The sequence below is a fragment of the Corynebacterium callunae genome (assembly GCF_046592015.1).
GTDB classification, from domain to species: Bacteria; Actinomycetota; Actinomycetes; order Mycobacteriales; family Mycobacteriaceae; genus Corynebacterium; species Corynebacterium callunae_A.
This window is the reverse complement of record NZ_JAWVOB010000006.1, coordinates 86,690-111,406: the sequence shown is the minus strand read 5'-3', so window position 1 is coordinate 111,406 and position 24,717 is coordinate 86,690. Positions and strand designations below refer to the sequence as shown.

General features: G+C 52.9%; 26 protein-coding genes and 2 tRNA genes. 14 read left to right on the top strand and 14 right to left on the bottom strand.

The features are described 5' to 3' along the window. Positions 1-112 precede the first annotated feature (112 nt). On the top strand, positions 113-676 hold the full coding sequence (locus SFC07_RS08335; protein WP_411207775.1) for a hypothetical protein: 564 nt from the start codon (positions 113-115) through the stop codon (positions 674-676). 85 nt (positions 677-761) lie between these two features. Here SFC07_RS08335 and SFC07_RS08330 read toward each other — a convergent pair whose 3' ends face one another. The 3 genes from SFC07_RS08330 to SFC07_RS08320 all read right to left on the bottom strand — a co-directional run bounded on the left by SFC07_RS08330 (position 762) and on the right by SFC07_RS08320 (position 3,409). Then, positions 762-1,142 carry a hypothetical protein gene (locus SFC07_RS08330; RefSeq protein ID WP_411207774.1) on the bottom strand — a complete coding sequence of 127 codons (381 nt, stop codon included), beginning with the start codon at positions 1,140-1,142 and terminating at the stop codon, positions 762-764. A gap of 24 nt (positions 1,143-1,166) precedes the next feature. After that, positions 1,167-2,444 carry a cysteine--1-D-myo-inosityl 2-amino-2-deoxy-alpha-D-glucopyranoside ligase gene (gene mshC, locus SFC07_RS08325; RefSeq protein ID WP_411207773.1) on the bottom strand — a complete coding sequence of 426 codons (1,278 nt, stop codon included), beginning with the start codon at positions 2,442-2,444 and terminating at the stop codon, positions 1,167-1,169. Positions 2,445-2,584: 140 nt separating this feature from the next. After that, the gene (locus SFC07_RS08320; protein ID WP_411207865.1) at positions 2,585-3,409 is read right to left on the bottom strand and encodes an undecaprenyl-diphosphate phosphatase; all 825 of its coding nucleotides are present in this window, start codon (positions 3,407-3,409) and stop codon (positions 2,585-2,587) included. Between the two features lie 112 nt (positions 3,410-3,521). Here SFC07_RS08320 and SFC07_RS08315 point away from each other — a divergent pair, with 112 nt between their 5' ends. From SFC07_RS08315 to SFC07_RS08305, 3 genes are read left to right on the top strand one after another with little or no spacing between them, the layout of a single operon-like run. Then, positions 3,522-4,460 (top strand): aldo/keto reductase, encoded by a 939-nt coding sequence (locus SFC07_RS08315; RefSeq protein WP_411207864.1) that lies wholly within the window; start codon positions 3,522-3,524, stop codon positions 4,458-4,460. 43 nt (positions 4,461-4,503) lie between these two features. Next, positions 4,504-5,535 carry a hypothetical protein gene (locus SFC07_RS08310; RefSeq protein WP_411207772.1) on the top strand — a complete coding sequence of 344 codons (1,032 nt, stop codon included), beginning with the start codon at positions 4,504-4,506 and terminating at the stop codon, positions 5,533-5,535. A gap of 15 nt (positions 5,536-5,550) precedes the next feature. Beyond that, entirely contained in the window at positions 5,551-6,666 is a 1,116-nt protein-coding gene (locus tag SFC07_RS08305; protein WP_411207771.1) for a quinone-dependent dihydroorotate dehydrogenase, read from the top strand. A gap of 240 nt (positions 6,667-6,906) precedes the next feature. Here SFC07_RS08305 and SFC07_RS08300 read toward each other — a convergent pair whose 3' ends face one another. Next, positions 6,907-7,338 carry a hypothetical protein gene (locus SFC07_RS08300; protein WP_411207770.1) on the bottom strand — a complete coding sequence of 144 codons (432 nt, stop codon included), beginning with the start codon at positions 7,336-7,338 and terminating at the stop codon, positions 6,907-6,909. A gap of 16 nt (positions 7,339-7,354) precedes the next feature. After that, positions 7,355-7,888 carry a YbhB/YbcL family Raf kinase inhibitor-like protein gene (locus SFC07_RS08295; protein ID WP_411207769.1) on the bottom strand — a complete coding sequence of 178 codons (534 nt, stop codon included), beginning with the start codon at positions 7,886-7,888 and terminating at the stop codon, positions 7,355-7,357. Between the two features lie 263 nt (positions 7,889-8,151). On the opposite strand from SFC07_RS08295, the gene SFC07_RS08290 reads away from it, so the two are divergent. Together SFC07_RS08290 and SFC07_RS08285 are read left to right on the top strand one after the other, a co-directional pair. Then, positions 8,152-8,237 (top strand) — tRNA-Leu (locus tag SFC07_RS08290). A 98-nt stretch (positions 8,238-8,335) separates the two neighbouring features. Next, positions 8,336-8,421, top strand: a tRNA-Leu gene (locus SFC07_RS08285). Positions 8,422-8,488: 67 nt separating this feature from the next. On the opposite strand, the gene SFC07_RS08280 is transcribed toward SFC07_RS08285, so the two are convergent. Continuing rightward, positions 8,489-9,049: a phosphoesterase gene (locus SFC07_RS08280; protein ID WP_411207768.1), complete on the bottom strand. Its 561-nt coding sequence runs from the start codon at positions 9,047-9,049 to the stop codon at positions 8,489-8,491. Positions 9,050-9,076: 27 nt separating this feature from the next. On the opposite strand from SFC07_RS08280, the gene SFC07_RS08275 reads away from it, so the two are divergent. The 3 genes from SFC07_RS08275 (at position 9,077) to SFC07_RS08265 (ending at position 11,205) form a co-directional block, all read left to right on the top strand. Continuing rightward, a complete protein-coding gene (locus tag SFC07_RS08275) occupies positions 9,077-9,691 on the top strand; it encodes a GNAT family N-acetyltransferase (protein WP_411207767.1) in 615 nt (204 codons plus the stop codon). Positions 9,692-9,734: 43 nt separating this feature from the next. Then, complete coding sequence (locus SFC07_RS08270; RefSeq protein ID WP_411207766.1) at positions 9,735-10,499, top strand: TVP38/TMEM64 family protein; 765 nt, start codon at positions 9,735-9,737, stop codon at positions 10,497-10,499. A gap of 79 nt (positions 10,500-10,578) precedes the next feature. Then, entirely contained in the window at positions 10,579-11,205 is a 627-nt protein-coding gene (locus tag SFC07_RS08265) for a MarR family transcriptional regulator (protein WP_411207765.1), read from the top strand. Between the two features lie 67 nt (positions 11,206-11,272). On the opposite strand, the gene SFC07_RS08260 is transcribed toward SFC07_RS08265, so the two are convergent. The 3 genes from SFC07_RS08260 to SFC07_RS08250 are packed head-to-tail and all read right to left on the bottom strand — an operon-like array spanning position 11,273 to position 13,838. Further along, positions 11,273-12,484 carry an SPFH domain-containing protein gene (locus tag SFC07_RS08260; protein WP_411207764.1) on the bottom strand — a complete coding sequence of 404 codons (1,212 nt, stop codon included), beginning with the start codon at positions 12,482-12,484 and terminating at the stop codon, positions 11,273-11,275. A gap of 35 nt (positions 12,485-12,519) precedes the next feature. Then, positions 12,520-12,948 carry an NfeD family protein gene (locus SFC07_RS08255; RefSeq protein WP_411207763.1) on the bottom strand — a complete coding sequence of 143 codons (429 nt, stop codon included), beginning with the start codon at positions 12,946-12,948 and terminating at the stop codon, positions 12,520-12,522. Positions 12,949-12,992: 44 nt separating this feature from the next. Then, positions 12,993-13,838 (bottom strand): DUF3097 domain-containing protein, encoded by an 846-nt coding sequence (locus SFC07_RS08250; protein WP_411207762.1) that lies wholly within the window; start codon positions 13,836-13,838, stop codon positions 12,993-12,995. 45 nt (positions 13,839-13,883) lie between these two features. Here SFC07_RS08250 and SFC07_RS08245 point away from each other — a divergent pair, with 45 nt between their 5' ends. After that, entirely contained in the window at positions 13,884-14,666 is a 783-nt protein-coding gene (locus SFC07_RS08245; protein WP_411207761.1) for a hypothetical protein, read from the top strand. On the opposite strand, the gene SFC07_RS08240 is transcribed toward SFC07_RS08245, so the two are convergent. From SFC07_RS08240 to SFC07_RS08230, 3 genes are all read right to left on the bottom strand, one after another. Further along, complete coding sequence (locus SFC07_RS08240; protein ID WP_411207760.1) at positions 14,663-15,733, bottom strand: ferrochelatase; 1,071 nt, start codon at positions 15,731-15,733, stop codon at positions 14,663-14,665. The two genes, SFC07_RS08245 and SFC07_RS08240, sit on opposite strands and share 4 nt — an antisense overlap. Positions 15,734-15,802: 69 nt before the next feature. Continuing rightward, a complete protein-coding gene (locus tag SFC07_RS08235) occupies positions 15,803-17,731 on the bottom strand; it encodes a DIP1281 family NlpC/P60 protein (protein WP_411207759.1) in 1,929 nt (642 codons plus the stop codon). Positions 17,732-18,219: 488 nt separating this feature from the next. Then, positions 18,220-18,750: a DUF6676 family protein gene (locus tag SFC07_RS08230; RefSeq protein ID WP_411207758.1), complete on the bottom strand. Its 531-nt coding sequence runs from the start codon at positions 18,748-18,750 to the stop codon at positions 18,220-18,222. Between the two features lie 352 nt (positions 18,751-19,102). Here SFC07_RS08230 and can point away from each other — a divergent pair, with 352 nt between their 5' ends. The 3 genes from can to SFC07_RS08215 all read left to right on the top strand — a co-directional run bounded on the left by can (position 19,103) and on the right by SFC07_RS08215 (position 23,450). Further along, a complete protein-coding gene (gene can, locus SFC07_RS08225) occupies positions 19,103-21,919 on the top strand; it encodes an aconitate hydratase (RefSeq protein ID WP_411207757.1) in 2,817 nt (938 codons plus the stop codon). A 169-nt stretch (positions 21,920-22,088) separates the two neighbouring features. Then, the gene (locus SFC07_RS08220) at positions 22,089-22,655 is read left to right on the top strand and encodes a TetR/AcrR family transcriptional regulator (protein ID WP_411207756.1); all 567 of its coding nucleotides are present in this window, start codon (positions 22,089-22,091) and stop codon (positions 22,653-22,655) included. A gap of 48 nt (positions 22,656-22,703) precedes the next feature. Then, positions 22,704-23,450 (top strand): glutamine amidotransferase, encoded by a 747-nt coding sequence (locus SFC07_RS08215; protein WP_411207755.1) that lies wholly within the window; start codon positions 22,704-22,706, stop codon positions 23,448-23,450. Here the strand turns inward: SFC07_RS08215 and SFC07_RS08210 are convergent. Together SFC07_RS08210 and SFC07_RS08205 are read right to left on the bottom strand one after the other, a co-directional pair. After that, positions 23,447-24,112: an NAD(P)H-binding protein gene (locus SFC07_RS08210; protein WP_411207754.1), complete on the bottom strand. Its 666-nt coding sequence runs from the start codon at positions 24,110-24,112 to the stop codon at positions 23,447-23,449. The genes SFC07_RS08215 and SFC07_RS08210 overlap by 4 nt on opposite strands. 21 nt (positions 24,113-24,133) lie before the next feature. Continuing rightward, positions 24,134-24,388, bottom strand: coding sequence for a PLDc N-terminal domain-containing protein (locus SFC07_RS08205; protein ID WP_411207753.1), 255 nt, complete (start codon positions 24,386-24,388; stop codon positions 24,134-24,136). A gap of 55 nt (positions 24,389-24,443) precedes the next feature. Between SFC07_RS08205 and SFC07_RS08200 the strand changes: the two genes are divergently transcribed. Further along, positions 24,444-24,713 carry an ACT domain-containing protein gene (locus SFC07_RS08200; RefSeq protein WP_411207751.1) on the top strand — a complete coding sequence of 90 codons (270 nt, stop codon included), beginning with the start codon at positions 24,444-24,446 and terminating at the stop codon, positions 24,711-24,713. Positions 24,714-24,717: the final 4 nt, after the last annotated feature.

Sequence of the window (24,717 nt, the reverse complement as noted above, 5' to 3'; positions counted from 1 at the left end):
CCAGCCCGAGTTTTATTAAACTGCACCTCAGCAACCCAATACATCAGCACCCTTGCTATCCCCATAGCCCTCCCCAAACCCTCATAAATGCAACCCACTCTGAAAGGTCCTGATGGCACCGCACGACAATACCTCTCCCGGTATCTCTCCGGAGGCCATCCTCAAAGGAACTGGTAAACCGTGGAAGAAATGGCTCGAAATTTTGGATGCTGCCCAGGGAGCCACTATGACACATACCGAGCTAGCAGCTTATATATCCAAAAATTTTGAAGTTTCAGGTTGGTGGGCACAAGGTATCGCCATAGGTTATGAATATGACCGTGGGATGCGCGCCCGAGGTATGACAAGCGATGGGTTTGCCACCAATATCTCAAAGACGCTTGCCATTCCAGTGGCACAGCTGTGGGCCTATTTTGCCAATGATGACCTTCGCGCCCAGTGGTTGGAGCCTGATCTCCTAACTCCTACCTCCGCCACAGAACCTCGAACTTTTAATGCCAAGTGGAACCTCGATGATTCTCGAGTCAGCGTTAATTTCCAGGCCAAAGGTGACAATAAAAGCAGTTTTGGCCTCCAACATCGGCGCCTAGCAAATCAGGAGGCCATTGAGCCGACCAAAGCGATGTGGAAAGCCATGGTAGCTGCGCTAGTCGAAGTACTGCACCGCGCAACTTAAATTCCGCCAATCACCAGGGTAAAAAATATTCCCTGCAGCCTTTTGAAAGGACTGCAGGGAACTCTTCTGGGCGAAGTAAAGCTAATTACTCAAACTCAGGGAATCCTTCTTCAGAAAGATCATTTGCACCGGTGAGCTTGGCGGCATCAAACATGAGCTGGGAAATTTCTTCTTTTTCCTCTGGCTCAACCACAGCGCCATGATGCTTGGTGTTGAATTTTTCTACCTCGTCAAGGGTTTTTTGAGCGATGGAGTTGACCTCATCAAGCTCTGGAGCTTCCCCCACCTTATCGAGTGCATCTAGGTACCTTTCCAAAATCTTGCGCAGATCCGGCAAGACCTTGGCATCAAATGGCTCATCCCAGAATTCTTTTTCATCATCTTGGAGATAAGAACCGGTAGCAAATTCCTCGAGGGTGGAAATGAACTCATCAACCGTAGGCTGGAAAGTGGCGCGAATGCTCATAGCTGTTATTGTTCCTGAATTCTTCTAAAGACGCACGCCAAGGAGCGCATCAACGGCAGCTGCAACAATTTTTCCAGCCTCATTCCACTCCGCATCCGCAGCTGCTTTCTCAGGCTGAGCTGCAATTACCTGCGCTGCCCAGTCATCAATCTCCGCCAATGCCGCCGGAGTATCTAAATCATTGGACAGGTGAAAACGCAGCTTTTCGACGGTTGCCACCGCGACTTCCGCACGTTGTGCGGTACGTGCAGCCTCGCGCCAATTGACTAAACGCTGCTCTGCAGCGGCCAAAACCTCATTATTCCAATCGCGGTTTCCGCGGTAGTGGCTGGCGTAGACGCCCAAGCGGATAGCAGCAGGTTCATGGCCTGCCTGGGTCAAACGGGAAACAAATTCAAGGTTGCCCAAAGACTTGGACATCTTCACGCCATCTTGGGAGATCATGCCAGCATGAACATAGTGCTTGGCCATGCGTTCTACGCCGTGCGCAGCCTCGGCATGTGCTGCAGAAAACTCATGGTGCGGGAAGATCAGGTCAGAGCCGCCACCTTGAATATCGAAGGTGTGGCCCAAACGGTTGGTGGCGATGGCGGAACACTCAATGTGCCAGCCAGGGCGGCCAGGTCCAAAAGGTGAATCCCAGCTAGGTTCACCTTCACGGGCAGCACGCCACAACAACGCATCCAGTGGGTTGCGCTTGCCAGCGCGTTGGGGATCGCCACCGCGCTCTGCAAAGAGCTGCTCCATGGTGGCGCGATCGTAATTGGACTCATAACCGAAGTTCTCGGTGGCATTCACAGAGGCATAAACATCGGGATAGTCAGCGTCATCTACAACATAGGCAGCACCCTCGTCCAACAGGGTCTGAACCATCTCAATAACCTCGTCGACGGATTCAATAGCGCCGATATAGTCCTGCGGTGGAATGATGCTCAGTGCCGTCATATCGCTGCGGAAAAGATCAATTTGGCTACTGCCAAGTTCGCGCCAATCCACGCCATCACGTTCAGCGCGCTCGAATAGTGGATCATCCACATCGGTGATGTTTTGGACATAGTGAACCTGCTGATCATTATCCAAAAGCACACGGTAAATCAGGTCAAAAGCAAGGTAAGTTGCAGCATGTCCCAGGTGGGTGGAGTCATAGGGAGTAATGCCACAGACATACATTCCTACCGGGATTCCGGAGCCACTGGCGGGGGTGTCAACCGGGCGAACCTCCTGATTAGCGGTATCAAATAACCTCAATGGCACTGGTGAGCCATCAAGAGCTGGGATTTCAGGGGTGGGCCAAGATTGCATGGAGTTAACTCTATCTACTTTCCGAGACTATTTCCGTGACAAGTGAATTCAAAGGCGCTTTAGACAAAACCTAAAGCGCCACGGTTCACTGCATTGTCCAACCTTTAAGATCGGGGCAATATTCCAGTTTACAAAAGGATTTATGGGTTGAGGTACCCCAATGCCAAAAGCAGCATCACAATCAAGCCCACTGGGATGCGATAAGCCGCAAACCAGCTAAAGGAGTGGTTGGATACAAACTTCATTAGCCAGGCGATGGAAATATAACCAACGACAAAGGCAATGAGAGTACCGACGGTTAGCTGCAACCCAGTCGCTGCCTGACCTGCCTCTGGGGAAAATGCATCAGGAAGCGAATACAGACCAGAACCCAAAACGGCCGGAATTGCCAGGAGGAAGGAGAATTTTGCGGCAACTTCACGGTTGAGTCCGAGGAACAAACCAGCTGAGATCGTACCGCCGGAACGAGAAACACCAGGGATCAAGGCCAAGCACTGAGCCAGGCCCATGACGATGGCGTCTTTCATATTAAGTTCTTCATATCCACGATCTTTTTTGCCCATCTTCTCCGCCAAGATAAAGACGAAGGAGAAAAGGATAAGCACGGTGGCGGTGATCCACATATTGCGCAGAGCCTCGCGAATGAGGTCCTTGCCCAACACGCCAAGCACCACAACTGGGATGGTGGCGACAATGATCATCCAGCCCATTTTGTAGTCACGGCCACGCTTTTCTTTGTTGGCTAGCCCTTTGAACCAACCGGTGGCGATCTGCCAGATTTCCTTGGCAAAAAACACCAATACCGCTGCTTCAGTTCCGAGCTGAATAACAGCGGTAAATGATGCACCAGCATCAGCACCCCAGAACAATTCGGAAATGATGCGCAGGTGGCCACTGGAGCTAATCGGGAGAAATTCGGTGAGGCCTTGGATGATAGACAAAACGATTGTCTGGACCCATCCCATACTTTCAGTTGCTGCGGGCTCCACTGCGGAAGCGAGGAGAGTTGTCTGTTCGTTCACCCGATCTACCGTACTATCGTGTGGCCTAAGTAGTGTGGTTGGCGTGAAACAGCGAATGGTGGGATCAAGTGGCCTGCGGGTCTCCAGGCTTGGTTTGGGAACCTCAACCTGGGGTTCCGGGACCGAGCTGCATGAAGCCGGGGAAATTTTTAATTCCTTTATTTCAGCCGGGGGAACACTCATTGATGTCAGCCCCACCTATACATCTGGCACTGCAGAACAAATGTTGGGTTCTATTTTCCAATCCCATGGACGCCGCGCCGAGGTGGTTATTTCTTCTAGTGCTGGGGTAAATCCGGCACTTCCCATTGGTCGCCGGGTGGACTGTTCTAGGCGCAACCTCATTGCGCAATTAGACGCCACTTTAGATGCCCTGGGCACCGACTATTTGGATTTGTGGTCGGTGGGTTATTGGGATGAAAACACCCCTCCCCATGAAGTGGCCGATACCTTGGACTTTGCCGTGCGAACTGGGCGTGTGCGTTATGCCGGGGTCCGCGGATACGCTGGCTGGCAGCTAGCGGTAACACACGCAGCATCTAATCATGCGGCAGCGTCAGCACGCCCCATTGTGGTGGCACAAAATGAATATAGTTTGCTGGTGCGTCGCGCTGAGGAGGAGCTATTGCCCGCAACCCAGCACTTGGGAGTGGGCTTTTTTGCTGGCGCTCCCCTGGGCCAAGGTGTCCTAACAGCTAAATATCGCTCAGAGATTCCCCAAGATTCTCGAGCTGCAGCTTCTGGTCGTGATGCTGAGGTTCAGGGGTATTTGGATTTGCGTTCCACCAAGATTGTCGATGCGCTGGATACTGCGGCCACTGGTTTGGGCATTAGTCCTGCAGTTACGGCTGCCACCTGGGTACGCGATCGACCGGGGGTAACCTCAGTGATTGTGGGCGCTAGGACTTCGGACCAGCTCACTCAACTGCTTAAGGCTGAAGCGGTCACGCTGCCGGCACCTATTACTCAAGCCCTTGATGACGTCTCCCTCTAACTTGGTGTGTCCGGGGCGCCTGGTAACCTGAACAATTGTGAATATGCGCCGTCAATCCCGTGTTTACCGTCGACTTTCAGCCACTGCTTTGGTGGCCTCCGCTGGCCTCTTGCTTAGTTCTTGTGCCCAGCAAGTGACCGAAACTCCAGACATGGGAAAGGCCACTCCCGTTGCTTCCCCTGTTTCTGAAAACCCCGATGGTCGGATTATTTCTTTGCCTGCTGGCCAGGATCAGGTCATTGATATGGAGGTCGCCGAAGGTGACATCCTAGGTCTGCGCACCGCGCAGACCTTAAGTGTTGGCACCCTAGCCCAAATTGAAAAGGGTGAGGCCCAGCAACTTGACGTCGATAAGCAATGCGGTGACCTCACTGCAACCGGTGGTACCTTCCTGCTCCCCTGTGCCGATGGGGTGTATTTTATTGACGCTGCGGCGCCAAGTTTGGATGACTTGCACGCCACTGAGGCGCCGGCCACGGTCGCAGCATTGACCTCGGATAGTGAGCTCTTGGTGGGCAATGATCAGGAAGCTGCTTTGACGATTTATCGTGAGGGCGAGGATCCTGAGACTTTTGAGGTTGATGCGCCAAATACCCAGCTCATTGCGGTTCCGGTGGATGAACGTCACGATGCGGTGGTGCGTACCTGGAATGAAAATACCACCATTCAAGATGTTGATTATCCCAATGACAAAATGGGTGCAACCTTGCGCGTTGGTCTCGGCGTAGGTCAAATGGCCGGTGGCGAGGACGGTTTGCTCGTGGTTTCTGATGAAATCGGCGGCCAGATTGCCATTTATAATGCTGATGACGTCATTCGCTTGCAGATGACCGCGCCAGTTGATGACCATCCATGGGCTGTGGCCTGGGATTCCACCAACGCTTTGGCATGGATTACTTCCCTGTCTGAAAATTCGCTTGTTGGTTATAAAATCTCTGCGGGTGTGCCCGAGGAACAACAGCGCTATAGCACCGTTTCCGATGCCCAAAACATAGTGGTGCTTAGCGACGCCACCCTGGTTGCAGCCTCCGCCACCGGCGCTGGCCTGCAGGTTATCAGCCCTAACGCTTCTTAAGAAAGAGTTACTATCATGAGCAAGCCCAGCACCGCCCGCCGTGTCCGCCAAGTGGTTTATGATGCCAGCCTCAAGGTGATGTTCCGCATTCGCCCGGAGCGCATCCACGGAATTATGAATAATGGCCTTGGCATTGTGCATACTTTGGCGCCACTAAATCGTGGCATGGAAAAAATCATCGCCGTGCATGATGATGTGCTATCCCAAGAGGTTTTTGGCGTTACCTTCCCTCGTCCACTGGGACTTGCCGCGGGCTTTGATAAGAATGCATCCATGGCCGATGCCTGGGGTGCTATTGGTTTTGGTTACGCCGAGCTTGGCACCGTGACCGCTTCCCCACAGCCGGGAAACCCCACCCCACGCTTGTTTAGACTGCCTGCCGACAAGGCCATTTTGAACCGCATGGGCTTTAATAATCTGGGCGCTGCTGAAGTGGCTACCAATTTGCGCAACCGTAAGTCCAAGGACGTAATTGGTATCAACATCGGTAAGACCAAGGTCGTTCCGGCGGAAAAGGCAGTGGACGATTACCGTCGTTCCGCTTCCCTCTTGGGCGATCTTGCCGACTACCTTGTTGTCAACGTCTCTTCTCCAAACACCCCGGGTCTGCGCGACCTGCAGGCGGTGGAATCCCTGCGCCCAATTTTGGCAGCAGTGCAAGAGTCCACCAATGTTCCCGTCCTGGTGAAGATCGCCCCCGATCTTTCTGATGAAGATATCGATGCCGTAGCTGATCTCGCGGTGGAGTTGAAGTTGGCTGGCATTGTGGCCACCAACACCACCGTTTCCCGCGAAGGCCTAAAGACCCCAGCTGCGGAAGTGCAAGCAATGGCTGCCGGTGGCATTTCTGGAGCTCCTGTTGCTGCACGCTCACTTGAGGTACTCAAGCGCCTCTATGCCCGTGTGGGCGACAAGTTGGTGCTGATTTCTGTCGGTGGCATTAGCACCCCGGAACAAGCTTGGGAGCGCATTACCTCCGGCGCTGCCCTGCTACAGGGCTACACTCCATTGATCTATGGTGGCCCCGATTGGATTCGCGATATTCACTTAGGCATTGCCGAGCAGATCCGCGCCCACGGTCTACGCAATATCACCGAGGCCATCGGCAGCGGATTGGAATGGAAGAACTAGTTCAAGACCACGCTTTGGGCCTTTAAGGCGATCTGACTTGAAGGCCGTCTGACTGTTCTTGCTGGTTCACTGGGACTTGCCCAGCAAAAAGCGCTCCTCCCGCTTGGGAGGAGAGCTTTTTGCTGTTGCTGGCCTTGAATTAAAGGCTCTAGTTGGCCAGGTCCGTAGGGTTAACTCCGCTAGGCGTCTTGATGTGTTGGCGTCTTGGCGGCCCCGCGGCTTAGCTGCGGACCTTAAAATCTAGCTGGACTTAGGAATCTGTGAACGGCGAATAATCAGACCACAGATCAATGCTGCAACGCCCCAGGCGCTCAGCCAGAACTGCTCCACCACATAAAGCTCAGTGGTAGGCAGCAAGCGGCTGGCAATAACCATGGCAACTGCAATACTCAAAGAAATAATCTGAGTCTTGGAGCTTGGTTCATATTTACTGGTGGTGGCAAAGGCACCGAGGATCAGCGCTGCGCACAAAATAAGAAGGAAGCCCGGGGTGATCACAAAAGGCTGCAAAATTCCGGAGGTAAAAAGCTCAATGGCTGCAAAGACCAACAAAACAAGCCCCAGCGCCATAAAAGCACCGCCTACGCGAATTCCTGGTGGGATCCGGCGCCAGCTGGCTCGATCGTCCAAGCTGCTGATATTTCTGAGAAATTTACCTTTTGCTGCACTCATAATGTGAGTTAGCCTACTAGTTCTCGTACCATCCCCACACAATAGAACGCCCAAGAGTATGGAAATAGAGGTTGAAACCGAGGACAGTGGGGGTAGCACTGGGGTCAATATCGAGCTTTTCCACGTCGAGAGCGTGCACCGCAAATAGATAACGGTGTGGTCCGTGGCCTTGGGGAGGCTCCGCGCCATAGTAGCCACGCTTACCAGAATCGCCCTTTAGCGTAACAACACCCTCGATACCGCCAAGGGTTTCATCGCCAGCGCCAGTAGGAATTTCGCTCACCGTGGCGGGAATATTAAACACAGCCCAGTGCCAATAACCGGCAGCGGTTGGTGCATCAGGATCAAAGCAGGTAATTGCTAGAGATTTCGTTCCTGCAGGAAGGTCAGACCAGGCCAACTGCGGAGAAACATCATTGCCGCCCAGCTGCGCTTCTTTTAGCTTCTCTCCGTCTTGGAAATCTGTAGAGCTCAGCGGAAAGCTAGGGTGCTCACCCAGTGGCGAATAAGGATCAGGGCCCGGAAACTTTGGATCTATATAGGAAGTCATGCCACCGTTCTACCCGAATTTTCCAGTGTCCGCTGTCACAGCTACCTCCAGCTCCGAAGCGTGGCAGAAAAATCGTGCTTAAAGAGAGCTTTAAGCACTAGGTTGCAAGCTCCCTGAACTCACACCCTTGTAACTTCCCTAGCCTTTTAAGGCCCTAATATTTTCCGGTTTCTGGGAACTGACCAGCAGATTTGTAATCCTTTAAGGCTTCGGGCTATTGTTTATCTCGTGCAAAGGGCAATAAGCCCCAAAACACACACCCAGCCCGGGTGGCGGAATGGCAGACGCGCTAGCTTGAGGTGCTAGTGTCCTATTAACGGACGTGGGGGTTCAAGTCCCCCTCCGGGCACACTGTGTTGAGACAGTACCCAAAGCCCTGGTCTAACAGGTCAGGGCTTTACCTTATGCCTTTGAGTTAATTTTTTAACTTAAGTACTCACACACCCAGCCCGGGTGGCGGAATGGCAGACGCGCTAGCTTGAGGTGCTAGTGTCCTATTAACGGACGTGGGGGTTCAAGTCCCCCTCCGGGCACAATTTTAAATCTCCGACACTTTTGTGTCGGAGATTTTTTCTATTTGGGTCACCGCCGGTGCCCCACTTAAATGCTTTTCGACGCAACCCCCAGCAGTACAAGGCCCACAAGCAAGCCCACTGCAGCTTCCTTATTGGTGTGATGGCCTAATTTCACCCGAGCCCACCATACCGCTGGCGTGGCCAACAAACCCACTGTCCACCACGGTGAAATAGTCACAGCCAAAAACCCGTAGACGCACACCCATAAACCAACATGAACTGATAATTTGATCCCCACCACCTTGGTAATAAAGGCATAAATCACGATAAAGGCAACCGCAGCAACAAAAGCTACCCAAATATCCCGTGGTGTAGGAACCAAGATCAGATACAGGCACAAGAGGGCAAGGAAGCCTGCAATCATGGCGAAGACCTTCGTGCGCTGAGCCGCTTTTGTCACGTGGTGGTCAGTGACTTTTCCCCAACTTTTCATCCACAACAACCCAATCATGGGCATGATGCCGGTCATAAATGCTGCGCCTATTCCTGCAGCGTTGGCATCAAGAGCAAATCCGAGCGCGAGAAACATCACTAGATTGCTGCACCACGGCGCACACACTTCGCTAATGATCTGAACCAGCTTCAAAAGTCATCCCTCACTATGGTGGAAAATATGAGTTTTACTATTATTCCGGCTACGGTAGCGCACTACCCCAAAATTGTAGACATTCTAGTGGATGCCTTCGCCGCAGATCCTGCCTTCCTAAGGATGATTCCCCAACCAGATCCCGACAATGAAAAACTCCGCGCTTTATTTACCTTAGAGCTAAAGAAACAATATGCCGTCGCGGGACATGTCGATCTTGCCCTCAACGATGAAGGTGAGGCTCTCGGTGTGGCATTGTGGGACTTTTATGAGGGTCGCCCACAGGCTGCAGAATCCTTGGCAGCACTCCCCGATCTCTGGAATATCTTTGGACGTGGCACCGCGCAAGTCATTAAGACAGAGATGCACTCCAGCACCTTTCATCCAAATTTCCCCCATTGGTATCTCTATACCTTGGCCACCCCAGAAAGTGCTCGCGGACAAGGTATTGGAACCGCGCTTCTGAATTATGGTTTTGACCGCGCGGGAAACTCCGGCATCTACTTGGAAGCAACATCTACCAGAGCAGCGCAGCTTTATCAGCGTCTGGGCTTTGTTTCAATGGGCTACATTCCAACCCGAGACGGCAGCCACCCGGAATTAGCAATGTGGAAACCTCCAGCCCTACCGCAGGAAAACTAGGTGCCTTAATTGTAGATAGGTAGCTAGTTGTAAGCTGTCAGGAATGGATCAGGAACGTGCTCACAAAGAAGACCCGGCGGAAACTTCCGCTCGGTTAAATACTCGTATCAGCACCTTCTTCCACTTTATTTCCACCACTTTTAGCGATGCTGTGCACCATATTCGGGCCTGGAGCATCACCAAAAAAGTAGTTGTCACAATTGCACTCATTGCCTTTGTAGCATTTACCTACTTTTTCCAGCTCCCTTCAATCTCAGTCCTCAGAGATTGGGCTACAGATGCCGGCGATGCCTTCATTCTTTTATTCTTTGTCCTTTATATTGCGATTACACAATTCCCCATTCCCCGCACTTTTCTTACCCTGACTGCGGGAATATTATTCGGCCCAGTGGTCGGCACAGTTGTAGCTTTAAGCGCAACGACAGTCTCAGCACTAATTTCCCTGTTGCTTGTGCGAAAGCTTTTGGGTGAGTGGATGGCTCCCCGACTCAAACATCCTGCCGTGGAGAATATTAATGTGCGCTTGGAGCAGCGTGGCTGGCTTGCTATTGCTTCGCTTCGCATGATCGCCGCAGTGCCATTTTTTGTGCTAAATTATGCAGCTGCTTTAACCAGTGTTCCGGCTATATCCTTTACTATTGCCACATTAATTGGCTCAGCACCGGGCACTATTGCTACCGTCGTGTTGGGAGATGCCGTCACCGGAACGGGTAACTGGACTGCAATTATTTTCAGCGCAATTTTGGCAGTTTTAGGCCTAGTCGGAATCTATTTGGATCAAAGGTTACCAGTCAAGTCTGGAAAATAGACAAACTGAGGTATCATGAGGATACTTAAAGGTAGTTAAGGATTTTAGGCAGCACACGTCATAAAGGGGGATGCCATCCATGTGGGCACTTCATGCCAGGTACCGAGGTCGCGATACACGACGAGCAGAATTAGTACGCCGCTTCGCAGAGGCATTGTCCACCCTGGAGGGTGCAGGTGAATTCGAGATCATCGGCGTGGAGGAAATCCGCGCTCACATTAGCTCGGCTGTAACCACCTGCGATGTTGTCATGGCACTTCTTGCTGCAGGCGACTGGGCAATTGGCATTGGAATTGTTCCACGCGCCGAGAACCCACTCAGCGATGTTTCCAACAACCCTAAGGCAGCTAAAAAGCTGGAGGCAGATATTGAGGCCGCCAAAAAGTCCGCGACTGCAGCGCTACGCCCCACTGCAAAATCCGGCACTGTAAAAGTGCGGATTGCTGGTGTCAAGCGCGATGACCCCAAGGCCTTTAATATCTCTGCAGCTTTTACCTTGATGGGCCAAGTCCTGTCTAAACGCACGCAGGAAGGTCGCGAGGCAACCTCACTGGTTCGCTCCGGGCTCAACCAAAATGAAGCGGCCGAGGAACTGGGAATCTCCAAGCAGGCGATGTCTCAGCGTCTTCAAGCTGCGGGCTGGCAAGCAGAAACCGCGGGCTGGCAGCTAGCGGTAAACCTCATTGAGCAAGCTGGCAGGCTTTAAAAACTAAAATGCTGTGTGGTGCCACCTCTAAGAGGTGGCACCACACAGCATTTTTATGCCTAAAAACCTAGTTTAGGTCGCCCTGCTTAATTTCAGGGAAATAATCAGCTTGTGCACTGTTATTTTGGGCTTCAATTTCTGGTTGCTTCTCGCGTCGTTTAGAGATGAGCAGTTCAGAAGGATCTGGATCTACTGGCTTATTGGCCACAGCGTTTGCAGCCGCCACAGCCGCTGCGATCTCAGGGTCAGACTCCGTTGAGAACCAGTCTTTAACGTCATCGGCATTGGCAATATCGCGGGTTTCTTCATCCACGCTTTGGGGCTCATAACGGAAAACACCCTCCGCATCCTTGGTAGCAAATTGCTTGGCAAAACCTTCCAGGGAATCGGTGAACTGGCTTGGGATAACCCACATCTTGGAGGCATTGCCTTCGGCAATCTTAGGTAGCTTCTCCAAGTACTGATAGGCCAAAACCTCTGGTGTCAGCTTTGCAGACTTGATTGCAGCATTAATCTTTTGGATCGCACGAGCTTCACCCTGCGCTTGGAGATAACGCGCAGCGCGTTCACCCTCTGCACGCAAAATCATGGCTTGGCGCTCTGCCTCTGCATTCAAAATAGCTGCATGCTTTTCACCCTCAGCCTGCAAAATCTTGGCCTGCTTTTCACCTTCTGCAGTTTTGATATCTGCTTCGCGCTGGCCTTCAGCGGTCAAAATGGTGGCACGCTTTTCGCGGTCCGCCTTCATCTGCTTTTCCATGGACTGCTGGATAGATGGTGGCGGATCAATCGCCTTGAGCTCCACACGGCTAATCCTCAGGCCCCATTTGGTGGTGGCAGCATCAAGTTCTCCGCGCAGACGGCGGTTAATAACTTCACGGGAGGTAAGTGTTTCTTCCAGGGTCATGCCACCGACCACATCACGCAGGGTGGCAACGGAAATCTGCTCAACACCCACAATGTAGTTATCAACACCATAAATAGCGCGCTCAGGCTCGTTGATTTGGAAGGTCACCACAATGTCAATGGCCACCGTCAGGTTATCTTGGGTAATTACTGCCTGTGGCGGGAAGGATACAACGCGCTCACGGGTATCCACCTTGGCACGCACGCGGTCCACAAAAGGGACCAAAATTGTCAGGCCGCCGGACACTGTGCGGGTATATCGTCCCAGTCTTTCAATGACTGCCGCTTCACCCTGTGGAATCAAGGCTATAGACTTAATTACGACTATTGCTATGAAAACTAGGAAAACTACGGCAAGGATTAATCCTGTCATGGTTCCTCCGAATTAGTTTGTGTGTACTGCCGATGTCAGTATTCTTTCCACACCACAGCAGTTGCACCATCAAAGCTGACAACGTTCACAATATCTCCCGCCTCAAAGGTGTGGGCGGGATCTAAGCTGCGCGCAGACCAAATTGAACCATCAAGCTTAATTTGGCCTTGTGTGGTGGTGATGTCTTCCAATACTTCGGCACTATGGCCAATGAGAGCCTTAATGGAGGTATCCAAGGCAGCGGGCTTATGCAATCGTCTTTTTAGTGCGGGCCTTAGGAAGAAAAGCAGGGCTCCAGAAAAAAGGGCGAAGCTTAGAAGCTCCGCCCAGATAGGAACCCCGGCAAGGGAAACGCCAGCGGTGAGAAGTGCTGCTGCGCCAAGCATAAGCAGGGTAAATTCTCCCACCGCCAGTTCTAAGCCAGCGAGGACAAGTGCGCCGATAAACCAGATTATTGCTCCCACCCTGGCCAGCCTACAGAAACTATTTAATAGTGGCAGGAATATTTTTAGGCCAGAACATCTTCTTTGCTGAGGTCATGATTGGTCACAAAGTCCACTAATCGCTCCACCGCACCGATGAGGGTGTAGTCCAAATCTCTAAAGGAGTTCACAGCATTGTAGACACGATTCCAGCCTTCTTTAGGGTCTGACCAGCCCACACGGCGGCAGATTCCGGTTTTCCAGTCCTCGCCATAGGGAACCTGAGGCCAGGCTTTTAGCCCCAATCGCTCAGGCTTTACCGCAGCCCAAATATCGATATATGGGTGACCAGTCACGGCCACATCTGCCGGCAGTGCACGCGTCATCCGAGTTTCTTTTGAACCCTCTACCAGGTGATCGGCAAGCACGCCCACACGTCGACCCGGGCCCGGCTGGAATTCAGCCAGACGCTCAGGCAGGTTATCAAGACCTTCGAGGTACTCCACCACAATGCCTTCCACGCGCAAGTCGTGGCCCCACACCTTTTCCACGATGGCGGCGTCGTGAATACCCTCAACCCAAATGCGCGAAGGTGCAGCAACCTTGGCTTGCGCATTGGCAACTCGCCTGGAACCAGAGTTGGACTTTTGGGGAGCTTGTTTGGGGACAAATCGCGTTAGGTTCACAATCTGTCCATCAACCATAAATGCGCCTTTGCGTAGCTTATAGAGTGCTTCCCTACCTCGACGATCCTCCAAACGCACAAAGTCGCCATCATAAGTGCGTTCAAATCCAACCACGGCACCTACAAAGCCATCACCACGAACTTCCACCACTAAGCCCGGTTCCGCGGGAATATTTGGGTACTCCGGAGTTCTGCTCCGGGAATGGCCGCCAAGGATATCGCCTGCATAAGGATCAGAGAAACTCATAGTTATTAACCCTAGCGAAGTGGTGCGCTACACTACCCAATCACTATGGATATTCGTGCGCAGGTATATTCGCCTTTACAAAATACCGCCGTGTGGCTCGGCGCCTGGATTTATGATCTCGTCCCCACCGAGGATGTCATTGACGCCTTTGTTGATCTCGGTGGCCCCCACACTTTTGCCGGTGGCGGTTTACTTGATCTTTTAAGAGAAATTAAAGAGATAACCAAAGAGCTTGTCGACGCCCCCTTCCGCACGCCCGTCATCAATCTTGCGCTCAGCGGGCCTGGAGATGCGCCAGCTGTGCCGGCAGGCACAGATGCTGCACGCCGGGTAAGCCTCTCACCAGAGGGTGCGCTGCTGCTACGTAGCGTCGATAAGCTTAAAAGTTTTGCCCTGATACCTACGCGCGAGGCAGATGGCACCACCTGGGATTTAGTTGAGGTGGAGGGCTTGCTGCCGGCGGGTGCAGAGGTTTCGCCAGGGGAGGCTGATCGCTTGTTGTCGCGGGCGACGGAAGAAGCAGCAGCCATCATTGAGTCAAGTGCCTATGCTTCACTTGCCCCGAAATCTTTGAAAAACCCGCGACTCAAAGTTGGATCACTCTCGGATTTTTATGACACACCGGGTTTGCCTTATGCGGTTCCGGATCGCAGTGCCAAGCTTTTTGCGCGGGCCGATCGTGTGGCAGCGATTATTGAGACGGTGCAGGACACCATTGGTGATCACAGTTTGGATCCGCAACTCATTGGACTGTGGCGGCATATTCGAACCGCGCGTATCACGGGCGTGAGTTATGCCCTCGCGGAATTTGCGAGGGCAGCTAACTAAGCGGCTGGGCGCTTGCGGATGGTGCAACAGCCTTCAGCGCAGGATGCACCATTAACGGTGCATCCGCGAGCTGGCAAGGTGCCAAGCTTTTCGATGGTGCGCTTGAGCTCAACCTCTTCAATGAGGTCGACAACCAGCGCTGCAAAAGACTCGCTGGGGCCAACAGTGGCGACACGTTCGACCAGCATATTGCGCTTTTCCGCCTCTTCCATCAGCTCTGAATCAAGATCCCAGATCACTTCCATATGATCGGAAATAAAGCCTACAGGGCAGACTACAAGGGCTTTTTGCCCCTTCTCATTAAGGTCAACAGCGTGGTCTACTATATCGGGCTCGAGCCAAGGAATCTCTGGGCTGCCCGAGCGGGACTGCCAGACTAGATCAAAATCTGCGATCTCTGCAGCCTGCGCGATAAGTTCTGAGGCCTCGCGGACCTGCTGTGAATAGAGCGGGCCATCCTCCGGGGTGCCAGAGGCGTTATCAGCAGCCGTGGGGATGGAGTGCGCGGTAAACACCAGGCGTGCTTCTGCACGCAGCTCAGCTGGTAGCTTTCCAAAAGATTCCCGCACCGAATCAGCCATTTGCTGGATAAAACGTGGATGATCATAAAATTGGCGAAGTTTGGTGAAGGTAATTTCCTTACCTTGCTCCTCCAAATGCCGCACCATGCCTTGGATATCTTCTTGGTACTGCCTACAGCCAGAGAAGCCACCCCACGCAGAAGTAGCCAAAACGAGGGCATTTTTTACGCCGTCAGCAGCCATTTGATCGGCAGCTTCGGTGCCATAGGGCAGCCAATTTCGGTTGCCAAAATAAACGGGCAGATCCATGCCGCGCTGTGTCAGCTCACGCTCGACATTGGCGATGATCTCGCGATTGAGCTGGTTGATGGGGCTCACACCGCCAAAGTGGTGATAATGCACAGCCACTTCATCAAGACGCTCCGGCGGAATTCCGCGGCCGCGGGTGACATTCTCCAAAAATGGACGAACCTCCTCATGTCCTTCGGGGCCACCGAAAGAGAGCACAAGGAGGGCGTCATAGGAATCCGAAGATCGAACATTCATGCCAAGAAGCTTAACAACTTTTGGTTGATTGTGCATAAAGCACTTTTGATCTGGGGAATGGTTTAGTTATTAGAGCAGACGAACCACATTCGGGGTCATGCCAGACCAGCGAACTGGAGAAACCTTAACTACAGATCCGGAGTTTGGAGCTTCCAACATTTGGCCATTACCCAAGTAGATGGCAACGTGCTGAGAGGCGCCAGGACCATAGAAAATGAGGTCTCCGCGCTCCATTTGAGCGGCTGGAATCTGGGTTCCATATTCATACTGATAACCGGTGTAGTGCGGCAGAGCAATGCCCACACCAGCAAAGGCATAAAGGGTAAGACCAGAGCAGTCAAAACCGACCTTATTGTAATCGCCATAAGAGTCAGCAACGCCACCGTCACGAATACCCAAGGTAGGGCCGTTGGCATCTCCGCCACCCCAGGCATATTGCACACCTAGCTGGCTCATACCACGTGCAATCACTGCTTCAATCTTGGCTGCGCGGTCGCCGGTGACAATGGTTGATGCACCGTCAGTGACATCCGAAAGATCATCGAGGGAGGAATCTCCTTCGTTATAAACGCTATCGTCGTAGTAGTCGTCTTCGGTATAGATGGCGTCGCTTGACGCTGAATCTGAGCTCCCAATTGCAGGCGCTGATTCAGTGGTAGTTTCAGTAGTGCTCTCGGAAGCTTGATCTGCCGCTTCTGGAGCTTCTGTGGCTTCAGTTGCGGCGGTATTTGGAGCGGTGCGTGCTGCCACAGCAGGGCTCTGGAGTGCAGCAATATCTGCAGCTTCCGCGTCCTCACCGGTTGGATAAGGATTTTCTGTGGTTGCGTGATCAGCCTGGGATGCTGCCACAACAGCAGCGGCCGCCACGGTCGCTGCTGCCAGAGCCTGGTTACGAAGTTCCTTGGCTGCTGCATCATCCGCAGCTGCAGCATCCGCCTGAGCTTGAGCCTGTGCAGCAGCAGCCTTGGCTTCTTCAGCCTTCGCTTGGGCTGATGCCCGATCATTGGACTCCTGCTGCGCGGCCTGAGCTGCTTGCTCTGCCTGCGCGGCAGCTGCTTCTTGAGCGGCCTTTGCTGCAGCTTCATCGGCTAGTCGTTTTTGTTCAGCTGCTGCGGCAGCTTCTGCCTCCGCCTGCTTTCGTTCTTCTTCAGCGCGCTGGAATTCTTGATACTCTGCGCGGTCACTGTTGAGCTGTTGCACTGCAGCACGTGCTGCAGCCAAGTTTTGCTCAGCCTCATCACGCTGTGCAACCAAGGTGGTGCGGTTGTTGTTGAGCTCTGCAATCTGCGCCGAGTTGGTTTCAATTGCGTTCTGGGTCTGCTGTTGCTTTTCAGCAGCCTCAGCTTCGCGCTGCTCTGCGCGAATACGCGCCTCACGCAGCTCAGATTCCTTGTTGGCATTTTCGGTGCGCAGCTTATCAAGCTCGGCTACTGCAGCCTGTTCTTTTTCAGCAGTGGTACGCAAATAGGTCTGGCGATCAAGCGCATCCTCACTGGCCTCAGTTCCAGCCAGTCCTGAGATGCCACGAGTGGTGCCATTTTGACGATAGGCAGAACGGGAGATCTCATTCAGGCGTTCTTGGGCGGCTTCGATTTGGCGCTGTGACTCATCAAGTGCAGCCTTGGCAGCGCTAGCGTCTTGGCGCGCCTTCTCGGCTTGTGCCTGGGCATCGTGGAGGTCAACAAGATCCTTGTTAACCGCTTCGCGCAAGGCGCCCATTTCCAGCTCAAGGCGGTTAATTTCTGCCTCAGACGCAGATAGTGCAGCTGCTAGGCGAGCGACTTCCCCATCGCCGGCCTGCGCGTTTTGCTCTGCTTGAGCAATGGTGGCGTCATCTGGATTCACTGGTTGAGCGATCGCTGGGGTAACTCCTGCGATCAGGCTGCCACCAATAGCTACAACCAAAAGTGCTCTGGATACCGCGCCAATACCTGCCACTTTTTGGGTACGGTTCAGCGCAGCTCGTGCGTCTCGACGACCTGATTCTCGTTTGCCCACGTGATCTCCTGTTCCATCCGATTCTCCCCAAAGTCAACCCTGCACACTAGAAATTTAGGGCTGAATCTTCGAAAAGCCTGCCATCCATGCAAACGCGAGTCGCCCTTCCCAACTTCACACATATTTAATCTGCAGCCCGTCCACATTCCGCAGCAAACTTCCCCGATTGCCCGAAAACACTGAAAATCCAGTGAACAAGTGGATGTTTTCAAGTCTGAAACCTAGAAAACCACTGTGACTAAAGATGCCTAAAGTTTTAAAAGACGACCCGTGAGTCGATATTTGAACCTTAAGTCACGTAGATAACTTTTGATACATTATTAACATCAGTTACATAACAAAAGGCCAGCACGTGCAACTATTTGCACGTGCTGGCCTGCAGTTTTCCTTAATCGATTATTTTAAGTGAGCTTCATCACATTTTTGGTTTGGGTGATTCTTATCTGTTTTACACCTTAAAAAGCGCCGCTCAGCCACCCCAACCAAGGTCAAGCTTCAATGCTTGACCTGTTCAAAAACTTCGCTTTTCGACGCAACCCCCACTGCCCCGCTGCAATTATCGCAATCGCCACAATCAGCACAATCGCTCCCATAATTGTCACCGTAGCCCAATCAATAGCAGCAACACTCGAAAGTGTTACATCGCTTATCAACGCATCGGCTCCGGCGACAAAATCATTGGTAGCCAGCAAATCACTTTGTCCGATCTCCAAAACCGCACGGGAATGCACATCGCTAACCACCGCCCCTGAAGCCGGTGCGCGCACTACGATCGTCTCATAGTCAGTACTATTTAGCAGCTCCTGTGCGATATCTCTCAGATCTGAGGTCACCGCAGGTGTGTGATCTAAATAAACCAACCCCACACTGCCAAAATCTCCACCTTCTGCCCTATCAACAACCTGCGCCAGATCCTGCTGAAGCTGAGGATAGTTTGCGGTAGTTTGAGGGCCGATCGCAATCGCGTCCTTTTTAAGGTCCGCTGCCAATTCTGCGATATTTACATCTTCAGGAATCAAGGTTAAGCCTTCCAATAAAAGAGCGATATACGACGCACCCCCACGATGACAGGGGGTAATTTTGGGGGTGGAAGGAAGTCACATCCCGCCCCATTGAGAAGCTGGAACTTTTTACATATCCCCAGCCAGGAGACAACTACCAATGTATCAGCCCAGCATTTTGGCCTCACATTAGATTAATAAACTACCCATCTTGCACACCAGAACGCTCGTACTGTTAGGATAATTGAGACGTAGGGTTCTTTAATGGCATGTCCGCCGGAAGAATCTGAAGTTTTTCCCATCTCGTCCCCGCCCATAGCAAGGCCGAGGAGGGAATCTCACCCTGGAAAAGTTAGAATTGGAGCTCACTGTGACTGAAAGCAAGAACTCCTTCAATGCTAAAAGCACCCTTGAAGTTGGCGACAAGTCCTATGACTACTTCGCCCTTTCTGCAGTGCCCGGCATGGAGAAGCTGCCATACTCCCTAAAGGTTCTTGGAGAGAACCTTTTGCGCACCGAGGATGGCGCAAACATCACCTCCGAACACATCGAAGCAATCGCTAACTGGGATGCCTCCGCTGAGCCAAGCGTTGAGATCCAGTTCACCCCTGCACGTGTTCTTATGCAGGACTTCACCGGCGTTCCTTGCGTCGTTGACCTTGCTACCATGCGTGAAGCAGTTGCAACCTTGGGTGGCGATCCTAATGACGTCAACCCACTAAACCCTGCTGAAATGGTCATCGACCACTCCGTTATCGTTGAAGCTTTCGGTCGTCCCGATGCTTTGGCAAAGAACGTTGAGATCGAGTACGAGCGCAACGAAGAGCGCTACCAGTTCCTCCGTTGGGGTTCTGAGTCCTTCTCCAACTTCCGCGTAGTTCCTCCAGGAACCGGCATTGTCCACCAGGTCAACATCGAGTACCTGGCACGCGTCGTCTTCGACAACGAAGGCGTTGCATACCCTGATACCTGTATCGGTACCGACTCCCACACCACCATGGAAAACGGCCTTGGCATCCTCGGCTGGGGCGTTGGCGGCATCGAGGCTGAGGCAGCAATGCTCGGCCAGCCTGTCTCCATGCTCATCCCACGCGTTGTTGGCTTCAAGCTCACCGGCGAGATCCCAGTTGGCGTTACCGCAACCGACGTCGTTTTGACCATCACCGAGATGCTCCGCGACCACGGTGTAGTTCAGAAGTTCGTTGAGTTCTACGGCTCTGGCGTGAAGGCTGTGCCTTTGGCTAACCGTGCAACCATTGGCAACATGTCCCCAGAGTTCGGCTCCACCTGTGCGATCTTCCCAATCGACGAAGAGACCACCAAGTACCTCCGCCTCACCGGCCGCCCAGAAGAGCAGATCGCTCTTGTTGAGGCATACGCAAAGGCTCAGGGCATGTGGCTGGACGAAGACACCGTTGAGGCTGAGTACTCTGAGTACCTCGAGCTCGACCTGTCCACCGTCGTTCCTTCCATCGCAGGTCCAAAGCGTCCTCAGGACCGTATCTTGCTTTCTGAGGCTAAGGAGCAGTTCCGTAAGGATCTGCCTACCTACACCAACGACGCAATCTCCACCGACAACTCCATCTCTGCAAAGCGCATGGACAATGAAGGTGGCGCACAGGATCAGGGTGAAAACCTTGATAACTACAACGCTTCTTGGGCTGGCGAGGGTGAGTCCCTGGCTACCACCTCCGAAGGTCGTCCTTCTAACCCAGTAACCGTTAGCTCCCCTAAGGGTGGCGAGTACACCATCGACCACGGCATGGTTGCAATTGCTTCCATCACCTCCTGCACCAATACCTCTAACCCTTCCGTGATGATCGGCGCAGGCCTCATTGCACGTAAGGCTGCAGAAAAGGGTCTGAAGTCCAAGCCTTGGGTTAAGACCATTTGTGCACCAGGTTCCCAGGTTGTCGACGGCTACTACCAGCGCGCAGACCTCTGGAAGGACCTAGAGGCCATGGGCTTCTACCTCTCCGGCTTCGGCTGCACCACCTGTATTGGTAACTCCGGCCCACTGCCAGAGGAAGTTTCCGCTGCTATTAACGAGCACGATCTAGCTGCTACCGCAGTTCTGTCCGGTAACCGTAACTTCGAGGGACGTATTTCCCCTGACGTTAAGATGAACTACCTGGCTTCCCCAATCATGGTTATTGCTTACGCAATCGCCGGCACCATGGACTTCGACTTCGAAAACGATGCCCTTGGTCAGGACCAGGATGGCAACGATGTCTTCCTGAAGGACATCTGGCCTTCCACCGAGGAAATCGAAGAGACCATCCAGCAGGCTATCTCTCGTGAGCTCTATGAGGCTGACTATGCTGACGTCTTCAAGGGTGACAAGCAGTGGCAGGAACTCAACGTTCCTAGCGGCGACACCTTCGAGTGGGATGAGAACTCCACCTACATCCGTAAGGCACCTTACTTCGACGGCATGCCAGTCGAGCCTGAGGCTGTAACCGACATCAAGGGCGCTCGCGTTCTTGCTAAGCTCGGCGACTCCGTCACCACCGACCACATCTCCCCTGCTTCCTCCATCAAGCCAGGCACCCCTGCTGCGCAGTACTTGGATGAGCACGGCGTTGCACGCCACGACTATAACTCCCTGGGTTCTAGGCGCGGTAACCACGAGGTCATGATGCGCGGTACTTTCGCTAACATCCGCCTCCAGAACCAGCTGGTTGACATCGCAGGTGGCTACACCCGCGACTTCACCCAGGAGGGTGGCCCACAGGCCTTCATCTACGACGCTTCCGTTAACTACAAGGCAGCTGGCATCCCACTGGTTGTTCTTGGTGGTAAGGAATACGGCACCGGTTCTTCTCGCGACTGGGCCGCAAAGGGCACCAACCTGCTCGGTGTTCGCGCAGTTATCACTGAGTCCTTCGAGCGTATTCACCGCTCCAATCTCATTGGTATGGGCGTTGTCCCACTGCAGTTCCCTGCAGGCGAGTCCCACGAGTCCCTCGGACTTGATGGCACCGAGACCTTCGACATCACCGGACTGACTGCTCTTAACGAGGGCACCACTCCTAAGACTGTTAAGGTCACCGCTACCAAGGAAAATGGCGATGTTGTTGAGTTCGACGCAGTCGTTCGCATCGACACCCCCGGTGAGGCTGACTACTACCGCCACGGCGGCATCTTGCAGTACGTTCTGCGTCAGATGGCAGCTAGCTCTAAGTAATTAGAAGCTCGCGAAACGTTGGTGCTAGTTGAGTTTTCTCCGCTAACACCAACACCACAAGGGCCCCATCATTTCAAGGCCATGATTCTTTAATGGTCATGCTCTTAATTGGTGGGGCCCTTAGTGCTACGCCCATTTTCCCACCATCCCCCTTCACAAGGAGTCAATCGTGACCGTTGCAAGCGGTGAAAAACCCACTAATAGTCGGCAAGAAATTCTCGAAGGTGCCCGACGATGCTTCGCAGAACACGGCTATGAAGGTGCAACTGTACGGCGTTTGGAAGAAGCCACCGGTAAATCCCGAGGCGCGATCTTCCATCACTTTGGCGACAAAGAAAAACTCTTTCTAGCCCTCGCCCGTGAAGACGCTGCTCGCATGGCAGAGGTGGTTTCGGAAAATGGTCTCGTAGAAGTTATGCGTGGCATGCTCGAGGATCCAAAACGCTATGACTGGATGTCCGTTCGGCTAGAGATCTCCAAGCAGCTTCGTACCGACCCAGTTTTTCGTGCTAAATGGGTGGATCACCAAAGCGTGCTGGATGAAGCAGTTCGAGTTCGCCTGGCAAGAAATGCGGACAAAGGCCAAATGCGAACCGACGTCCCCATCGAAGTACTTCATACCTATTTGGAAACCGTCATGGATGGCTTTATCTCTCGTCTAGCCACCGGCGCTCCCACCGATGGACTTTCAGAGGTCTTGGATTTGGTAGAAAATTCCGTGCGCCGAACGGATTAAACAGACCCTAGTTCGTTAATTTAGTACAAACGAACTAGACTAAGCGGTATGGTTTCAGTTCTATTAGTTCAACCCCGTCAAGGTGAAGCAGTTGCGGCTGCTGAACGTCGAGATTTCCTCCAGGCGACTGGACTTAAGCCCCAAGAACTGACCTCCCGAATGCTCGATACTACGGAAACGACTATCGGCAGCTTAGAAGGTTTTGATGGTGTCATTGTGGGCGGTAGTCCCCTTAACGCCACCAATTTTGAATACAGCCCCTGGCAGCATCACGTACACAAAGAGCTCAGATCTCTTATCGAGCAGCCACTGCCCACGATGTTTATTTGTTATGGAAATACCTTCCTAACCTTTACCGAAGGTGGAGAAGTTGGTCGCACCCACCCTGAGCCTTCCGGTCCTACTACTGTGCTCTTAACCGATGCGGGCAAAAAAGATGTGTTGACAAGGGATCTGCCTGATACTTTTACTTCTTTTACCGGCCACACGGAAAATGCCATCAAGGCAGCACCGGGCCACTTGGTTCTAGCAACTGGCCCGACCTGCCCGATTCAAATGCTGCGCGCTAATAAGACCACCTGGTCAGTGCAGTTTCACGCGGATATGGATGCCGTGGGCATGAAAAATCGAATGGATTTTTATGCCGACTACGGCTATTTCTCCCCTAGCGATTATGAAGACATTATCGCTAGTCTCCCCAGCGTAGATTCCATTTACGCCAATCGAGTGCTGCGCAACTTTGTGGAAGTTTGCGCAGGCACCCGCTCAACAGATGGTGCAGAGCACCTGGTTTAAATAGAGCTCACTGGTGCAGTGCCATCAACAAATGGCAGCACCTTAGCCTCGGGGAAGGAATCTCGGGCGGCGAGTTCTGCGATGACTTCAGCGACGAGGATTCTGGAGGTGCTGCGTCCAGCGGCAGCCTCGCTGGTATCGTCAATCACTTCAATGCCCGATACTTCATCCATAGTGAGTGCACTGGGACCGAGGATCAAATAATCCAGACCGGAGGTTGCCAGGTGCTCATCCGCAGCTTTCTTAGCCTCGGCGTAGGGGTAAAAGGAGTCAGCTGGGTCAATGGTGTGTTTGGTGGCACCTATATAGCTGATCATGATATAACGCGGTGCGTCCTCACCTAGTTGTGCTGCCCCATCAATAGAAGCGATGGCCGCATCGCGGTCGATCGCATAGGTGGCATCGGCGCCGGCCTTGCCACCATTGCCTGCACTCCAGACCACAACATCAAAATCTTTAAGCAGTTCGGCCCAATCATCAACGCTGAGTTCGGTGACATCGCGCTCTAGGGGCGTAGCCCCGAGCGCTTCAATTTCAGCGCGGTGGTCCGGATTGCGGTAGAGAGAAGTGACGGTGAGGGAGGCGTCGACAAGCAAAGGGGTTGCCAGCAATCCAACCTTGCCGTGGCCGCCAATGAACAGAACTTTAGAAGAATTACTCATACTTCCCCACCGTAGCGCCAGTTATTTCTTTCTGCCGAAACTCCAGTACAACGCTGGTCCGATGCCGTTGATGAAGGTCAAAAGGAACCACACCCACTTTGGTCCGCGGATTTTTTCTGCGGGGCGGCGGTAGAGGGAAATCCAGGTAGCGATTTTGCCGGATAGTTCTGCAAGGACCGCACCGATAATGGGAAAGCGCTGCTCAGTGCTGAGATCGAGCCAATCTGCGCGGAGAGAATGGAAGATGCTAGGTACCCCATCAAATTTTTTGCTCATGCGCCCGATGATATACCCAAAGGTTCGTGTCCGCCCGGGGCTGTAGCATTAAAATATGTTTGCAATTATGACTGTCACCGGACAGGATCACACCGGAATTATTGCTGCGGTTTCCACAGCGTTGGCCGAGTTGGACGTCAATATTCACAATGTGTCACAGACCATTATGGATCAGTGGTTCACCATGATTTTGCATATTGGCTTTGATGAAAACCGCGTGGATATCGCCACTTTGCAGGAAAAGATGAAACCGGTGGAAGCCGAGCAGGGCTTGGTCATCAGAATTCAGTCGGAAGCGCTGTTTTCCGCCGTCAATGAGATCTAGGAAG

What these genes read in the sequence shown, in the direction of transcription:
- SFC07_RS08335 (WP_411207775.1), top strand. Translation starts at nt 113, where the DNA reads ATGGCACCGCACGACAATACCTCTCCCGGTATCTCTCCGGAGGCCATC.
- SFC07_RS08330 (WP_411207774.1), bottom strand. Translation starts at nt 1,142, where the DNA reads ATGAGCATTCGCGCCACTTTCCAGCCTACGGTTGATGAGTTCATTTCC.
- mshC (WP_411207773.1), bottom strand. Translation starts at nt 2,444, where the DNA reads ATGCAATCTTGGCCCACCCCTGAAATCCCAGCTCTTGATGGCTCACCA.
- SFC07_RS08320 (WP_411207865.1), bottom strand. Translation starts at nt 3,409, where the DNA reads ATGGGATGGGTCCAGACAATCGTTTTGTCTATCATCCAAGGCCTCACC.
- SFC07_RS08315 (WP_411207864.1), top strand. Translation starts at nt 3,522, where the DNA reads ATGGTGGGATCAAGTGGCCTGCGGGTCTCCAGGCTTGGTTTGGGAACC.
- SFC07_RS08310 (WP_411207772.1), top strand. Translation starts at nt 4,504, where the DNA reads ATGCGCCGTCAATCCCGTGTTTACCGTCGACTTTCAGCCACTGCTTTG.
- SFC07_RS08305 (WP_411207771.1), top strand. Translation starts at nt 5,551, where the DNA reads ATGAGCAAGCCCAGCACCGCCCGCCGTGTCCGCCAAGTGGTTTATGAT.
- SFC07_RS08300 (WP_411207770.1), bottom strand. Translation starts at nt 7,338, where the DNA reads ATGAGTGCAGCAAAAGGTAAATTTCTCAGAAATATCAGCAGCTTGGAC.
- SFC07_RS08295 (WP_411207769.1), bottom strand. Translation starts at nt 7,888, where the DNA reads ATGACTTCCTATATAGATCCAAAGTTTCCGGGCCCTGATCCTTATTCG.
- SFC07_RS08275 (WP_411207767.1), top strand. Translation starts at nt 9,077, where the DNA reads ATGAGTTTTACTATTATTCCGGCTACGGTAGCGCACTACCCCAAAATT.
- SFC07_RS08270 (WP_411207766.1), top strand. Translation starts at nt 9,735, where the DNA reads ATGGATCAGGAACGTGCTCACAAAGAAGACCCGGCGGAAACTTCCGCT.
- SFC07_RS08265 (WP_411207765.1), top strand. Translation starts at nt 10,579, where the DNA reads ATGTGGGCACTTCATGCCAGGTACCGAGGTCGCGATACACGACGAGCA.
- SFC07_RS08260 (WP_411207764.1), bottom strand. Translation starts at nt 12,484, where the DNA reads ATGACAGGATTAATCCTTGCCGTAGTTTTCCTAGTTTTCATAGCAATA.
- SFC07_RS08250 (WP_411207762.1), bottom strand. Translation starts at nt 13,838, where the DNA reads ATGAGTTTCTCTGATCCTTATGCAGGCGATATCCTTGGCGGCCATTCC.
- SFC07_RS08245 (WP_411207761.1), top strand. Translation starts at nt 13,884, where the DNA reads ATGGATATTCGTGCGCAGGTATATTCGCCTTTACAAAATACCGCCGTG.
- SFC07_RS08240 (WP_411207760.1), bottom strand. Translation starts at nt 15,733, where the DNA reads ATGAATGTTCGATCTTCGGATTCCTATGACGCCCTCCTTGTGCTCTCT.
- SFC07_RS08215 (WP_411207755.1), top strand. Translation starts at nt 22,704, where the DNA reads ATGGTTTCAGTTCTATTAGTTCAACCCCGTCAAGGTGAAGCAGTTGCG.
- SFC07_RS08210 (WP_411207754.1), bottom strand. Translation starts at nt 24,112, where the DNA reads ATGAGTAATTCTTCTAAAGTTCTGTTCATTGGCGGCCACGGCAAGGTT.
- SFC07_RS08205 (WP_411207753.1), bottom strand. Translation starts at nt 24,388, where the DNA reads ATGAGCAAAAAATTTGATGGGGTACCTAGCATCTTCCATTCTCTCCGC.
- SFC07_RS08200 (WP_411207751.1), top strand. Translation starts at nt 24,444, where the DNA reads ATGTTTGCAATTATGACTGTCACCGGACAGGATCACACCGGAATTATT.